A 12733-nucleotide genomic window follows, 5' to 3' on the forward strand; every position below is an offset into this window, starting at 1 on the left:
GTCTTCATCTCCGGCCAGAAGCGCGGCGTCTTCGGTGTCATCAAGCACGAGCTGCGCCGCCGCTCCGCCATCGAGCCCATCATCGGACACCTGAAGACCGATGGTCACCTCGGCCGATGCTACCTCAAAGGCCGCCCCGGCGATGCGGCTAACGTCATCCTCTCCGCCGTCGGTCACAACTTCCGCCGTGTCCTCACCTGGCTGAGGGCTCTTTGGTGCCTGATCCTGACCACCCTCATCGCGGCCGCCAGCGACTGCTTACCGCTCAAATCGGTTTCTTAACGGACGACTCCATATCCAATCGCCGTCTCTGGAATACTGGATCGCCCGGTCAAGCCGGGCGATGACAGTTTTCGTGTGGCGCGATCTACGCCGCCACCACCGCCGGGATCGGCAGCGCCGTGACCGACTTGATCTTCTCCATCGCGAAACGTGAGGTGACGTTCTTCAGCGGCACTGCACTGATCAGCTTCTTGTAGAAGACATCATAGGCCTGCATGTCCGCGACCACGACGCGCAGCATGTAATCGACGTCGCCGGCCATGCGGTAGAACTCCATCACCTCGGGCATGGCGCTGACGGCCTCGGCGAACCGTTTCAGCCAGGCGTCGGAGTGGTCGGCGCTCTCGACCGACACGAACACGGAGATGCCGAGCCCGATCTTGTTCTGGTCGACGAGCGCCACGCGCTTGATGATCACGCCGTCGGCCTCCAGGCGCTGGATGCGCTTCCAGCAGGGGGTCGAGGACAGGCCGACGCGGTCGCCGATCTCGGCGACGGAGAGGGAGGCGTCCTCCTGGAGGACCATCAGGATCTTGCGGTCGATGGCATCGAGGCGGCGGCTGGTCTCGGGGATCTGGACGGCGACATCAGTCATTTTGAAGAACTTTGTTCCATTATGAGGGCTACTTTACCTCATATATAGAAAATTCTTCTATCGCAAGCCCATAATGTCATCATGCCAGCGAAGACGTTCTAAGGGCTGCGTCGTAAAGCCATTTGGATATCAGTACGTTGTTGGGGGGCAGCTCAGGCGTCGCTCTTGTCGTGGACCCAGCGGCCGAGCAGATGATGAGCGATCGCAAATGGATGCGGGCCGGCGAGCCCGTCCGGATGCGTCCGCGTCAACATCTTTGCGGCGTCTTCGCGCGTGAACCAGCGTGCATCCTCGAGCTCGGCGTGATCGATGACGATGTCCTCGCTCACGGCCCGCGCGCTGCAGCCGATCATCAGCGAGGATGGATAGGGCCAGGGCTGGGTCATGTAATATTGCACGTCGGTGCAATCGATGCCGGACTCTTCCAGGATCTCGCGGCGCACCGCATCCTCGATGGTCTCGGCGGCCTCAACGAAGCCAGCGAGGCAGGAATACATGCCGGGCGGAAAATGCTTCTGGCGGCCGAGCAGGCACTTGTCGCCGGAGGCAACCAGCATGATCACGACCGGATCGGTCCGCGGAAAATGCTCGGCCTTGCAGGCCGGGCAGTCGCGCTTCCAGCCGCCTTCCTTCATCGCGGTACGCGTGCCGCAATTGGCACAATAGCCGTGGCGCTGGTGCCAACTCACCATCGACTTCGCCATCGCGATCGCCGACAGCTCCTGTGGTGGAAGCGCGCCCTGCATCGCCATGCCGCGCAGCTCGGTCACGGTATAGTCCTCGCGGCCGATCAGCTTCTCGGCGGCGGCCTGCGACAGGCCCATGCCGAACACGGCTGCATCATCGCGCAGGCCCAAAAAGATCGTGCCGGGATTGGCTCCGCATTTCAGCGCCTCGTCGATCGAGAGCAGCGCGCGCACCTTGTCGCCCTCGCGCTTTACCAGCAGCGAGTCGCGATAGACCACATAAGCGCGCGATGATGGCTTCTGCTCCAGCGCGAACAGCTTTTCGTCATCGCGGCGCAGATGCGCGGCGCGGTCGAGAATGTTGCTGACAAAGGCCGGCTGTCCCAACGGAAACGCGTCGAATGCTGACATTTCTTGTTCTTTCAATCCAACCAGATCTTGCGGCGAAGCGCGCTGATGAAATTCTGCACCTCCGCAGCGTCATGCGCCAGCGGGGGCATCACGCCCCATACCGGCCGCGGCCAGGCCGCGTCATTGGTGCGGCGCGCGATGATGTGGACGTGCAGCTGCGGCACGAGGTTGCCGAGCGCAGCGATGTTGAGCTTGTCGCATTTGGTGATCTCCTTCAGCGCGCGCGAGACGCGGGAGATCTCCGTCATCAGCTGCGCCTGCTGCACCTCGTCGAGATCGATGATCTCGACCGCATCGGCGCGTCGCGGCACCAGCAGCAGCCAGGGATAATGCGCGTCCTTGATGACCAGCACCTTCGACAGCGGCAGATCGCCGATGTCGATGGTGTCCTCTTTCAAGCGGGAGTGCAGCGACCAGGCGGGTTCGGGCATATGCGTTTCCGGATGGCCCGGTGGGGAACGGGCTTGTTGATACGACCATACGATAGGGATTCTGCCAGGGGAAGGATCGGGCTCCGCTCTAGCTGCATAGACGCTCGTCGTCCCGGACAAGCGCGCCTCAGGCGCGCGCCGACCCGGGACCCAACCACAGGGAGTGCTTATTGCGTGAGCTGACAACTCCGGATCTTCGCCAAACTCGATCCTGCGGTTGGGTCCCGGATCTGCGCTTACGCGTGCCCGGGGACGACGACCGAGTTTGTGGCAGTGCTGGTGGCTGCCTTACGCCTCCGCCAGCACCCGCGCATTGGCGCGGACCGAGGCTTCGCTGACGCGAATGCCGAGGCCGGGGCCGTCGGGCACCACGACATGGCCGGCTTGGTTCGCAACGCGCTCCTCCAGCACGTCCTCGGTCAGCACGTGATGCGGCATGTAGAATTCGCAGCCGAGCGAGATGCCCGGTGTGGCCGCGATCAGCTGCGTGCCGGCGGCAAGCCCGATGCCGCCTTCCCACAACGTGCCGCCATAGCCGGGCAGGCCGGCGATGTCGGCGATCGCCATGATCGCCTGCGCCTCGAACAGGCCGCCGGCCTTCATCAGCTTGATCGAGACGGCGTCGGCCGCTTCGCGACGCACGAGCTCCATCATATCGCGGCGGTCGAAGCAGCTCTCATCCGCGAGCACGGGCGTCTCCAGCGCCGCGGTGAGCTGCGCCATCACGTCGAGATATTTCCGCGGCACCGGCTGCTCGATGAAGGTCGGCGCGAACTCCTCGACGTCGCGCAGGATCTTGATCGCGCCGAACGGCGCCAGCGCCTGGTTGTAGTCGACGCGCAGATCGATCTTGTCGCCAAATTCCTTGCGGATCGCCTCGAGATGGTCGAGGTCCTCGCGGTGCGGCTTCACGCCGGTCTTGACCTTGTAGATGATGTTGCCCTCGGGGACCATCTTGCGCATGCGCTCGAGGTCGGCGGCAAAATCCGGGTCGGCGATCGAGAAGGAGAGAGGAATGGTGTCGCGCACGCGGCCACCGAGCAGGTCGGCAACCGAAAGCCCGGACGATTTGCCGACGATGTCGAGCAGCGCCATTTCGATGGCGACTTTCGCTTCCGCATGGCCGACCAGCGCGCGGTCGAGCTCGGCCATCAGCGCGCGGATCCGACGTACGGGTTTGCCGAGCACGATCGGGCGCAGATAGATATCAAGTGCGGAGAACGCGGCTTCCGGCGTTCCCGTGAACACTTCCCACGGCGCCGCCTCGCCCCAGCCGACCACGCCGTCGCTGGATGTGAGCTCGATCAGCACGCGCTTCACGGTGCCCTTGACGTTGCCGACGCCCTGCAGCCGCGCCATCTTGATCGGGCTTTCGATCAGGAACAGCCTGAGGCGCTCGACGGTTGCTTCGCTCATGTCAGGCCTCCATTGACGTGCCAGACCTGGCCGGTGACGTAGGACGTCTTCGGGGACGCCAGGAAGGCGATGATCTCGGCGACCTCCTCAGGCCGCCCGCGGCGGCGCATCGGGATCAGCGCTTCGCTTGCGGCGATCTGCTCGGGCGACAGCCGGCTCTCGCTCGGCTTGTCCTTGACGATCAGGCCGGGTGAAACCGCATTGACGGTGATGCCGTCGCTCGCGAGCTCGATCGCGGTCAGCCGCACCAGGGCTTCAAGCGCGGAACGGCTCGCGGCCGTCGCAGCGAACGGCGCGAATTCGGGCCGGATGGCGTGCGCGACGAACGACGATACGGCGACGATGCGCGCATCGCGCCCAGCGCGTAGCAGTGGAAGTGCGGCGTCGACCATCCGCGTGAACGCGAGCGCCGATTCGTCCATCGACTGCCGGAACTGATCCGCCGGCGTGCCGATCGCGCTGCCGCGGCGGGCGTGGCCGCCGACCAGGATCAGTCCATCGAGCCGGCCGAAGGCGGCTCTCGTAGCGGCGATGGCCTCGGTGACAGCTGCTTCCTCTGCGAGATCGCCGCGGCACTGCCCGACGTAGGCGCCGCGCTCCTCTGCTTCCTCCATTGCGTCATCGAGGCCCGCCCAGTTCGACCGCGTATGCAGCAAGAGACCTACACCAGGTGCTGCTAGCAATCTCGCCGTGGCGCGGCCGATCCCGCTGGCGGCGCCGGTCACCAGATAGACGCGGTCGATAGGAGTTTGTCCTGCTGCGGGGAGAAGTACTTGGCTCATCACGGTGTCGCGTTGGCTGCCGGCAGCGCGCCGGTGCGGTGGAAATGGCTGAGGAAGGCGCGCGTCGCGGCCTCCTGCGGATTGTCGATCACCTGCCGCGCCGGGCCTTCCTCGACCACGACTCCGTCGCGCATGAAGATGAGGCGGTCGGCGACCTCGCGGGCAAAGGCGATCTCATGGGTGACGATCACCATGGTCATGCCCTCGGACGCCAGCTGCTGCATCACGTTCAGGACCTCGCCGACCAGCTCGGGATCGAGCGCCGAGGTCGCCTCGTCGAACAGCATGACATCAGGCTCCATCGCGAGCGCCCGCGCGATCGCGACCCGCTGCTTTTGCCCGCCGGAGAGTGTCGCAGGGTATTGGCCGGCCTTCTCGGCAAGGCCGACCTTGGCGAGCTGCGCCCGTGCGAGCTTCTCGGCGTCGGCCTTGGCCATGCGCCGCACCGTGACCGGGCCCTCCATCACGTTCTGAAGCGTCGTCATGTGCGGGAACAGATTAAAATGCTGGAATACCATGCCGGTGGTGGCGCGGAATCTTGCGAGTGTCTTGACGTCGGGCAGCTTTGCGCCGTCACCGAACGCAAAGCGCGTGTCGCCGACGCGAACGCTGCCGCCGTCGGGCACGACCAGCAGATTGATGCAGCGGAGCAGCGTCGATTTGCCGGAGCCCGACGGCCCGATCAGCGCGACGACACCGCCCTTGGCGACGTCGAGATTGATGTTCTTGAGGACCTCGTTGTTGCCAAAGCTCTTGCGAAGGCTGCGGATCTCGATTTTCGAAGTATTGTTGGTCTCGCTCATTCGCTCACCGCCAGTCGCTTCTCGCCGCGCCGGACGATGATGGTGAGCGGAATCAGGATCGCCGCATAGGCGACCGCGACCGCGGTGTAGGTTTCCAGCGGCCGGTAGCTGTCATGGGCGGCGACCTGGCTCTGATAGACGAGGTCGGGCACCGCCAGCACCGAGACCAGCGAGGTGTTCTTGAACTGGATGATCGAATGGTTCATCAGTGCCGGGATCATGCGCTTGATCGCCTGCGGCAGCACGATGCGCCGCATGCTCTGGCCGGGCGTCATGCCGAGCGCGGCCCCGGCTTCCGACTGGCCCTTGTCGATCGAGACGATGCCGCCGCGGATGATCTCCGAATAGAACGAGCCGCCATAGAGCGAGAGCGCCAGCGCCGAGGCCGTAATCGGTGTCATCTCGACACCGGCGAGGATCGGCAGCGCGTAATAGAACCAGATCAGCTGCACCAGGATCGGCGTGCAGCGGAACGCCTCGATGAAGGCGAGCGCGGCAAGGCGCAACCCCCGAAAGCGCGACAGGCTGCCGAACGCGCCGAGCAGACCGAACAGCAGCCCGCACACCACAATGACCACGGTGAAGCCGACGGTGACGCCAAGCCCGTTGAGAAAGAGCCAGCGATAGCTCCAGAGGATGCCGAAGTCCCACTGATACATGCGTGCTCTCTTGCTTCACCTCTCCCGCTTGCGGGAGAGGTCGCATCGCATCGAAGATGCGATGCGGGTGAGGGCTCTTTCTTCTGGGGGAGTCTTGCCAGCGGAGACACCCTCACCCCAGCCCTCTCCCGCAAGCGGGAGAGGGAGAGGAGCGGTGCGCGCGGCTCGCGCTGGCCCCGAACTGATCACTTACAACGACACGCCCGGCGGAATGTCCGCCTCCGTCACGCCCACCAGCTCCATATTCGTGATGATCGCATTACGGATGAAGCCGAGGCCCTTGTTGAAGTCGATCCAGGTGTTGACGTAGTCGCGCCAGGTCTTGTCGGCCTCGCGGCGGAAGCCGGCATTGGACGTGGTGGCGAAGATCGGTGTCGGCAGCACGAGCTGGCCGAGCGAGGGATTCTTCTTCAGCACGGTCAGCGACAGCATGGTGATCAGGCACTGCGCGTCGACGCGGCCGGTCTGCAGCGCGGCGGTGGCATCGTCCGCGGTCTTCAGCCGCGTGATCTGCGCCTTCGGCGTCAGGCGGCTGACGACCTGGTCATGCGAGGAGCCCTGGTCGACCGCGATCTTGATGTCGGGCGAGTTCAATTCGGCCCAGCTCTTCGGCTTGAAGTCTTTCTTGCAGAGAATGGCGAAGGCGTTGTTGAAGACCGGCACCGAGAAGTCCACCACCAACGCGCGCTTCGGGGTCGGGTTGAGGCCGAAGAAGATGTCGATCTTGTTGGCCTGCAGGTCGAGCACCGAATTGCCCCAGGTGGTCTCGGTGATCTCGAGCTCGGCCTCCATGTCGTCGGCGAGCCCCTTGGCGATGTCGATGTAAAAGCCCTTCCACTGGCCCGTGGCGAGGTCCTTCATGTAATACGGCGCACCGCCGCCGACGGCGCCGATCCGCATCTTCTTGGTCCGGCGGATGCGGGCAAAGGTCGATTCGTTCGGATCGGCGGTCTGGGCCACGGCCGGGGCGGCCAATGCAGCCGCGGTCACCGCGCCAAGCCCGACAATCGCTGCAACATCACGACGTGTAACCATTGGGATCAATCGCTTTTCTGGTTGGATGGAGTTCCGGCAGGGTTCTTAGCAAGGTGGTCCGTGCGGCGAAAGCACAGCCTATCGGCTGGGCAGGCCGGGAATTGCCCGGATGCTGGGCAAACGCAAGACGTTCGACCCGATACCCGCTTGCTTTCCGCTCCCTTTGGCCCCAAATAGGGACCGGGAGATTGGCGGTGGACGAGCCACTCGCCAACCGGGTCAGGTCCGGAAGGAAGCAGCCCTAACGAGGTCCGGATCGGGTCGCTCGTCAGTCTCCTACCTGTTTTTTCGAGCGAATTGCGCCGGCGGGTGTCCCGCCAGCGCGCTCCTTTCCGCAAAAGCCGGCCGAGAGAGATTTCATTGCGGATCGACCGATGACCGACGCTGGCGCCCCTCCCAATCCTGATAGCGCCGGCCCGGCTGGCAACGCGCCTTACCGGGTGCTGGCGCGCAAGTACCGACCTTCCTCATTCGATGACCTGATCGGCCAGGAGGCCGTGGTCCGCACCGTCTCCAATGCGTTCGAGACCGGACGCATCCCGCAGGCCTGGATCCTCACCGGCGTCCGCGGCGTCGGCAAGACCACCACTGCGCGTATCCTGGCCCGCGCGCTCAACTACGAGATGCCGAATGGCTCGGTGCAGGGCCCGACCATCCACATGCCGACCTTGGGCGTGCATTGCCAAGCGATCATGGAAAGCCGGCACATGGACGTGCTGGAGATGGACGCGGCATCGCATACTGGCGTCGACGACGTCCGCCAGATCAATGACAGCGTGCGCTATGCCCCGGCCAGCGCGCGCTACAAGGTCTACATCATCGACGAAGTCCACATGCTGTCGACGGCGGCGTTCAACGCCTTCCTGAAGACGCTTGAGGAGCCGCCGGAGCACGCCAAGTTTGTGTTCGCGACGACCGAGATCCGCAAGGTTCCGGTCACCGTGCTGTCACGCTGCCAGCGCTTTGATCTCCGCCGGGTCGAGGCGGACGTGCTGATGAAGCACCTTGCCAACATCGCAGCCAAGGAAAGCGTCGAGATCGAGCCGGAGGCGCTCGGCATCATCGCGCGCGCGGCGGAAGGCTCGGTGCGCGATTCGCTGTCGCTGCTCGATCAGGCGATCGCCCATGCGGCAGGCCCGGTGAAGGCCGACGCGGTCAGGCAGATGCTGGGCCTCGCCGACCGCACCCGCGTCATCGATCTCTTCGATTCGCTGGTGCGCGGCGACATCGCGGCCGCCTTCAAGGAGTTCCGCGACCAGTACGACGTCGGTGCCGACCCCATCGTCGTGCTCTCGGACCTCGCCGAATTCGTCAACTTCGTCACCCGGGTGAAGGTCGTGCCTCCGACCGCCGACAACGTCGCCTATGGCGAGACCGAGCGGGTTCGCGCGAAGGATTTCGCCTCGAAAATCTCGATGCGCGTGCTGTCGCGGATGTGGCAGATGCTGCTCAAGGGCATCGCGGAGGTGCAGGCAGCAACGCGCCCCGCGGCGGCCGCCGAGATGGTGCTGGTGCGTATCGCCTATGTCGCCGACCTGCCGACGCCGGACGAAGCCATCAGGATGCTGGAGCAGAACGGCGGCGGCTCTCCGGTCGTGAGCGGCGGAAGTGCGGCGCGCAGCACCCCTTCCGCGCCGGTTGCGTCCGCGGCCCCTGTTCGGATGGCGACATCCTCGCCGTCCTCGTTCGGCGGCGGCGCTGCCCGGCCGCAGATGGCGGCACCGGCGCCGGATCCGCAAGGCGCTGCGCCGCAGCTGCGCATCACCAGCTTCACCCAGCTCGTTGCCCTGGCCGGGCAGAAGCGCGACCTCCTGACCAAGGGCGCGCTCGAAGGCGATATGCGCCTCGTCCGCTTCGAGGAGGGCCGGCTGGAAGTCGCGCTCGAGCCCAACGCGTCCAAGACCATGATCTCGGAGCTTGCGAAGAAGTTCGAGCTGTGGACCGGCCGGCGCTGGACCGTGATCGTCTCCAACGAGCAGGGCCAGCCGACGCTGCGCTCGGTGAACCAGGCGGCCAAGCAGGAGCATGCCCGTACCGCGGAAGCCGATCCGCGCGTGCAGGAGGTGCTGTCGCGTTTCCCCGGCGCCAAGGTCGTCGAGGTCCGCAGGCTTGCCCCCGAGACGCCGGAATCCAATATTAACGCGGACTATGGCAGTGACGATCCGCTGGACGGTTCCGACGGCGACGATCTCTAGCGCATGATCCGGAAAAGTGCGAAGCGGTTTTCCGATAAGATCATGCGCAAACAATATGCTAAGGCGCGATGATGATTCATAGCGCCTTAGCCTCTTTCAAGGACAGGCACCGATGGCTGATTTTCTCGGCATGATGAAGCAGGCGGCGCAGCTGCAATCCAAGATGCAGGAGATGCAGGACCAGCTCGCCAACGTCGAGGTCGAAGGCATCTCCGGCGGCGGCCTCGTCGCCGTGCGCATGACTGCGAAGATGGACGTCAAGGGCATCAAGATCGATCCCTCGCTGATGAAGGCGGAGGAGCGCGAGGTGCTGGAAGACCTGCTCGTCACCGCCTTCGGTGATGCGCGCCGCAAGGCGGAGACCGCCATGCAGGACAAGATGCAGGCCCTCACCGGCGGGCTCGGCCTGCCGCCGGGGTTGTTCGGCCAGTAAGATGGGCGCGGTTGCAGGTCCTGAGATCGAGCGGCTGGTTCAGCTGCTCGCGCGGCTGCCGGGCCTCGGCCCGCGCTCGGCGCGGCGCGCGGCGCTGCATCTGATCAAGAAGCGCGAAGCGCTGATGATGCCGTTGTCGTCGGCCCTGCAGGTCGCGCTCGACAAGGTCGAGGTGTGCAAGTCCTGCGGCAACATCGACACGCAAAATCCCTGCACCGTCTGCACCGATCCGAAGCGCGATCCCTCCATCATCGTCGTGGTCGCCGACGTCGCCGACCTCTGGGCGCTGGAACGGGCCAATGCCACCCAGGGGCGCTATCATGTGCTCGGCGCGACCTTGTCGCCGCTCGACGGCGTCGGCCCGCAGGACCTCACCATCGACGCACTGGTCGCGCGTGCCCACGCACCGGAAGTGCACGAAATCATCCTGGCGCTGAACGCGACGGTGGACGGCCAGACCACGGCGCATTACATCACCGACCTGCTTCAGGACGCCAATGTGAAGGTGACGCGGCTCGCCCATGGTGTGCCTGTCGGCGGCGAGCTTGATTATCTCGATGAAGGTACGCTATCGGCTGCGATGCGGCAGCGTACCCTGTTCTAGCCATCCAGATCTTACGGAACGGACGACATGACGAAACTTTTCGCCACACGCCTGGCTTTGGTCGCGATGATGACAATGCTGGTCAGTCCGGCCATCTCCGCGCAGCAGGGCGACGAGGCACCGCCGCCGTCCAAGCCCGGCAAGCCGATCAACACCGGCGACGTGCTCTCCGGCGAGCTCAACGCGATGAAGGTCCGCGACGTCAAGAACGGCAAGCGCGTTGCGACCTACCAGATCACCTCCGAGCCGCGCCGCCTGCCGCCGCCGAACGGGCTCTGCAATCTCGAGACCGGACCCGAAACCTTCCAGCTCGTCACCTCCAGCGATGCGCAGGCCGCGCAGTTGAAGTCGTTCGTCGGCAAGGAGATTTCGGTCAAGGTCGACGAGATCGCCTGCGCCAGCGATGCCGGCCAGATGAGCGAGGCCGTGATCACCAAGTGGAGCCTGATCAAGAAGCAGTAGGGGGCGGTGACGCTCTCTCCGTCGTCATTGCGAGGAGCTCTTGCGACAAGCAATCCAGACTGCTTCTGCGGAACGATTCTGGATTGCTTCGCTTCGCTCGCAATGACGAGGAGAGACGAGACTGTCAAACCCTTACCGGCCCCAGCGCCTCGAAATGCCCGCGCTTCTGCAGGTACGCCAGCAGCACCAGGCTCGGGATCGCCACCAGCACGCAGATTACGAAGAACAGCGCCCAGCCCGTGGTATCGGCCACGAAGCCGGCACCGGATGACAGATAGGTCCGTCCCACCGCCGCGAGCGCGGTGAGCAGCGCATATTGCGTCGCTGTGTGCAGCGGGTTCTGGCACAGCGCCGAAAGGTAGGCGACGAAGATCACCGTGCCGATCGCGCTGGTGAAGTTCTCCGCGCAGATGGCGAGCGCCAGCGCCCATTGATTGGTCCCGACCACGGCGAGCCAGGAGAACGACAAATTGGCGAGCGCCTGCACCACGCCACCGATCCAGAGCGACGTCGCCAGGGAGTAGCGGCGCGCGACGAAACCACCGGCAAATCCGCCGATCAGGGTCGCAGCGAGGCCGACGCCCTTCACGATCGCCGCATAGTCGTTGCGGGAGAAGCCGAGATCGATCACGAACGGCGCCGTCATCGTGCCCGAGAACGCGTCAGTGAACTTGAACAGCACCACGAAGGCGAGCGCAGCGAGCGCGTCCTTGCGCGAGAGGAATTCCGAGAATGCGCCGATCGCGGCGTGCAGCACGCGCGCGAACGCAGTCTCGGCCTTGGTCGCGGCTTCGGCTCGCACCGATTGCTCGGGCTCGGTTGCGACCAGCGCCGTGATCGTCCCGATCAGCACCATTGCCGCCATCACCACATAGCCCCACATCCACGCCGAGGTGCGGGTGATGCCGGTGCTCTCGAAACCCGAGACGATGAACAGCGCGCCGGCGGTCGAGACCAGCATGCCGATGCGGTAGGCCGCGACGTATGATGCCATGCCAGCGGCCTGCTCGCTCTCGGGCAGGCTCTCGACGCGGAAGGCGTCGACCACGATGTCCTGCGTCGACGATGTCGTCGCGACCAGCAGCGCGCCGAGCGCGACGTAGAACGGCGAGCGTGCCGGATCGGTCATCGCCAGCAACAGGATCGCGATGATCAAGAGCAGCTGCGAGAACACCAGCCAGCCGCGCCGCCGCCCGAAGGCGCGGGTGAACAGCGGCACATGCATCGCGTCCACCAGCGGCGCCCACAGGAATTTCAGCGTGTAGGGCGTGCCGACCAGCGCAAACAGACCGATAGTCTTGAGATCGACCCCGGCCTCCCGCATCCACACCAAGAGCGTCGAGCCCGACAGCGCCAGCGGCAACCCCGAGGAGAAGCCGAGGAACAGCACGATCAGCACCCGCGGCTGCAGGTACACAGCAAGGCTGTCGCGCCAGGAGGCGGCGGGAGCTTCGGTGGTGGCGGCAGTTCCGGAGGTGGCGTCGGGTGCTGTCATGAGGCGGTGTTAGCAGATTCTGGCCGTCACAAGGGGGCTCTCGTCGCCCGGCTTGACCGGGCGACCCAGTATTCCAGAGGCCGGAGTTATGGAGGACCTGCGATCTCTGGATAGAGATCGTTCCAGTCCGGATTGTCTTTCTCGATCAGCGCGATCTTCCAGTCACGCTTCCACTTCTTCAGCCGCTTCTCGCGCTTGATAGCGTTTTGAGGATCGTCGAATTGCTCGAAGTAGACCAGCTTCACGACGCCGTATTCCTTCGTAAAGCTCTCGGCCAACTGCAACTTGTGTTCGGCCACGCGGCGGATGAGATCGTTGGTCATGCCGATATAGAGCGTCCACCGATCTTAGAAGCGAGAATGTACACGTAGTACGATCGCGTGCCCATCTGCCGTCTCTGGGATACTGGGTCGCCCGGTCAAGCCGGGCGACGACAATGTGCCT

At 64.7% G+C, this 12733-nt stretch carries 13 protein-coding genes, 1 other RNA gene and 2 pseudogenes; 6 read left to right on the forward strand and 10 right to left on the reverse strand.

Annotation, left to right across the window (positions count from 1 at the left end):
* A pseudogene (locus YU9_RS42500) lies at positions 1 to 282 on the forward strand (IS5/IS1182 family transposase); the annotation flags it as partial.
* 85 nt (positions 283 to 367) lie between these two features.
* Here the strand turns inward: YU9_RS42500 and YU9_RS0126140 are convergent.
* The 8 genes from YU9_RS0126140 to YU9_RS0126175 form a co-directional block, all read right to left on the reverse strand.
* Complete coding sequence (locus tag YU9_RS0126140) at positions 368 to 877, reverse strand: Lrp/AsnC family transcriptional regulator (RefSeq protein ID WP_027575454.1); 510 nt, start codon at positions 875 to 877, stop codon at positions 368 to 370.
* 152 nt (positions 878 to 1029) lie between these two features.
* A complete protein-coding gene (gene nudC, locus YU9_RS0126145) occupies positions 1030 to 1974 on the reverse strand; it encodes an NAD(+) diphosphatase (RefSeq protein WP_027575455.1) in 945 nt (314 codons plus the stop codon).
* 11 nt (positions 1975 to 1985) lie between these two features.
* Entirely contained in the window at positions 1986 to 2405 is a 420-nt protein-coding gene (locus tag YU9_RS0126150; RefSeq protein WP_027575456.1) for an HIT domain-containing protein, read from the reverse strand.
* A 288-nt stretch (positions 2406 to 2693) separates the two neighbouring features.
* Positions 2694 to 3821, reverse strand: coding sequence for a muconate cycloisomerase family protein (locus tag YU9_RS0126155; RefSeq protein ID WP_027575457.1), 1128 nt, complete (start codon positions 3819 to 3821; stop codon positions 2694 to 2696).
* Positions 3818 to 4603: an SDR family NAD(P)-dependent oxidoreductase gene (locus YU9_RS0126160; RefSeq protein ID WP_051380512.1), complete on the reverse strand. Its 786-nt coding sequence runs from the start codon at positions 4601 to 4603 to the stop codon at positions 3818 to 3820. Before YU9_RS0126160 ends, YU9_RS0126155 begins: the two co-directional genes overlap by 4 nt.
* Positions 4603 to 5406 (reverse strand): amino acid ABC transporter ATP-binding protein, encoded by an 804-nt coding sequence (locus tag YU9_RS0126165; protein WP_027575459.1) that lies wholly within the window; start codon positions 5404 to 5406, stop codon positions 4603 to 4605. The genes YU9_RS0126160 and YU9_RS0126165 overlap by 1 nt, the downstream gene beginning before the upstream one ends.
* On the reverse strand, positions 5403 to 6065 hold the full coding sequence (locus YU9_RS0126170; protein ID WP_027575460.1) for an amino acid ABC transporter permease: 663 nt from the start codon (positions 6063 to 6065) through the stop codon (positions 5403 to 5405). The genes YU9_RS0126165 and YU9_RS0126170 overlap by 4 nt, the downstream gene beginning before the upstream one ends.
* A 189-nt stretch (positions 6066 to 6254) precedes the next feature.
* The gene (locus YU9_RS0126175; protein WP_027575461.1) at positions 6255 to 7100 is read right to left on the reverse strand and encodes a transporter substrate-binding domain-containing protein; all 846 of its coding nucleotides are present in this window, start codon (positions 7098 to 7100) and stop codon (positions 6255 to 6257) included.
* 183 nt (positions 7101 to 7283) lie between these two features.
* On the opposite strand from YU9_RS0126175, the gene ffs reads away from it, so the two are divergent.
* The 5 genes from ffs to YU9_RS0126195 all read left to right on the forward strand — a co-directional run bounded on the left by ffs (position 7284) and on the right by YU9_RS0126195 (position 10794).
* An RNA gene (ffs, locus tag YU9_RS45115) (signal recognition particle sRNA small type) lies at positions 7284 to 7380 on the forward strand.
* Positions 7381 to 7474: 94 nt separating this feature from the next.
* On the forward strand, positions 7475 to 9295 hold the full coding sequence (locus tag YU9_RS0126180) for a DNA polymerase III subunit gamma/tau (protein WP_027575462.1): 1821 nt from the start codon (positions 7475 to 7477) through the stop codon (positions 9293 to 9295).
* A gap of 112 nt (positions 9296 to 9407) precedes the next feature.
* Positions 9408 to 9728 carry a YbaB/EbfC family nucleoid-associated protein gene (locus YU9_RS0126185; protein WP_027575463.1) on the forward strand — a complete coding sequence of 107 codons (321 nt, stop codon included), beginning with the start codon at positions 9408 to 9410 and terminating at the stop codon, positions 9726 to 9728.
* 1 nt (position 9729) lies between these two features.
* Positions 9730 to 10332, forward strand: coding sequence for a recombination mediator RecR (gene recR, locus YU9_RS0126190; RefSeq protein WP_027575464.1), 603 nt, complete (start codon positions 9730 to 9732; stop codon positions 10330 to 10332).
* A gap of 27 nt (positions 10333 to 10359) precedes the next feature.
* Positions 10360 to 10794, forward strand: a complete 435-nt coding sequence (locus tag YU9_RS0126195) for a hypothetical protein (RefSeq protein WP_027575465.1) — start codon at positions 10360 to 10362, stop codon at positions 10792 to 10794.
* Between the two features lie 124 nt (positions 10795 to 10918).
* Here YU9_RS0126195 and YU9_RS0126200 read toward each other — a convergent pair whose 3' ends face one another.
* Both YU9_RS0126200 and YU9_RS42505 read right to left on the reverse strand, forming a co-directional pair.
* Positions 10919 to 12289 carry an MFS transporter gene (locus tag YU9_RS0126200; protein ID WP_027575466.1) on the reverse strand — a complete coding sequence of 457 codons (1371 nt, stop codon included), beginning with the start codon at positions 12287 to 12289 and terminating at the stop codon, positions 10919 to 10921.
* Positions 12290 to 12375: 86 nt separating this feature from the next.
* Positions 12376 to 12677, reverse strand: a pseudogene (locus tag YU9_RS42505) (GIY-YIG nuclease family protein).
* Positions 12678 to 12733: the final 56 nt, after the last annotated feature.

The sequence above is a fragment of the Bradyrhizobium sp. WSM1743 genome (assembly GCF_000473065.1).
GTDB lineage: Bacteria > Pseudomonadota > Alphaproteobacteria > Rhizobiales > Xanthobacteraceae > Bradyrhizobium.

Excerpts from the sequence above, each read along its gene's own strand:
- recR (WP_027575464.1), top strand. The coding sequence starts at position 9,730 with ATGGGCGCGGTTGCAGGTCCTGAGATCGAGCGGCTGGTTCAGCTGCTC.
- YU9_RS0126140 (WP_027575454.1), bottom strand. The coding sequence starts at position 877 with ATGACTGATGTCGCCGTCCAGATCCCCGAGACCAGCCGCCGCCTCGAT.
- YU9_RS0126175 (WP_027575461.1), bottom strand. The coding sequence starts at position 7,100 with ATGGTTACACGTCGTGATGTTGCAGCGATTGTCGGGCTTGGCGCGGTG.
- YU9_RS0126195 (WP_027575465.1), top strand. The coding sequence starts at position 10,360 with ATGACGAAACTTTTCGCCACACGCCTGGCTTTGGTCGCGATGATGACA.
- YU9_RS0126185 (WP_027575463.1), top strand. The coding sequence starts at position 9,408 with ATGGCTGATTTTCTCGGCATGATGAAGCAGGCGGCGCAGCTGCAATCC.
- YU9_RS0126160 (WP_051380512.1), bottom strand. The coding sequence starts at position 4,603 with ATGAGCCAAGTACTTCTCCCCGCAGCAGGACAAACTCCTATCGACCGC.
- YU9_RS0126170 (WP_027575460.1), bottom strand. The coding sequence starts at position 6,065 with ATGTATCAGTGGGACTTCGGCATCCTCTGGAGCTATCGCTGGCTCTTT.
- YU9_RS0126165 (WP_027575459.1), bottom strand. The coding sequence starts at position 5,406 with ATGAGCGAGACCAACAATACTTCGAAAATCGAGATCCGCAGCCTTCGC.
- nudC (WP_027575455.1), bottom strand. The coding sequence starts at position 1,974 with ATGTCAGCATTCGACGCGTTTCCGTTGGGACAGCCGGCCTTTGTCAGC.
- YU9_RS0126180 (WP_027575462.1), top strand. The coding sequence starts at position 7,475 with ATGACCGACGCTGGCGCCCCTCCCAATCCTGATAGCGCCGGCCCGGCT.
- YU9_RS0126200 (WP_027575466.1), bottom strand. The coding sequence starts at position 12,289 with ATGACAGCACCCGACGCCACCTCCGGAACTGCCGCCACCACCGAAGCT.
- YU9_RS0126155 (WP_027575457.1), bottom strand. The coding sequence starts at position 3,821 with ATGAGCGAAGCAACCGTCGAGCGCCTCAGGCTGTTCCTGATCGAAAGC.
- YU9_RS0126150 (WP_027575456.1), bottom strand. The coding sequence starts at position 2,405 with ATGCCCGAACCCGCCTGGTCGCTGCACTCCCGCTTGAAAGAGGACACC.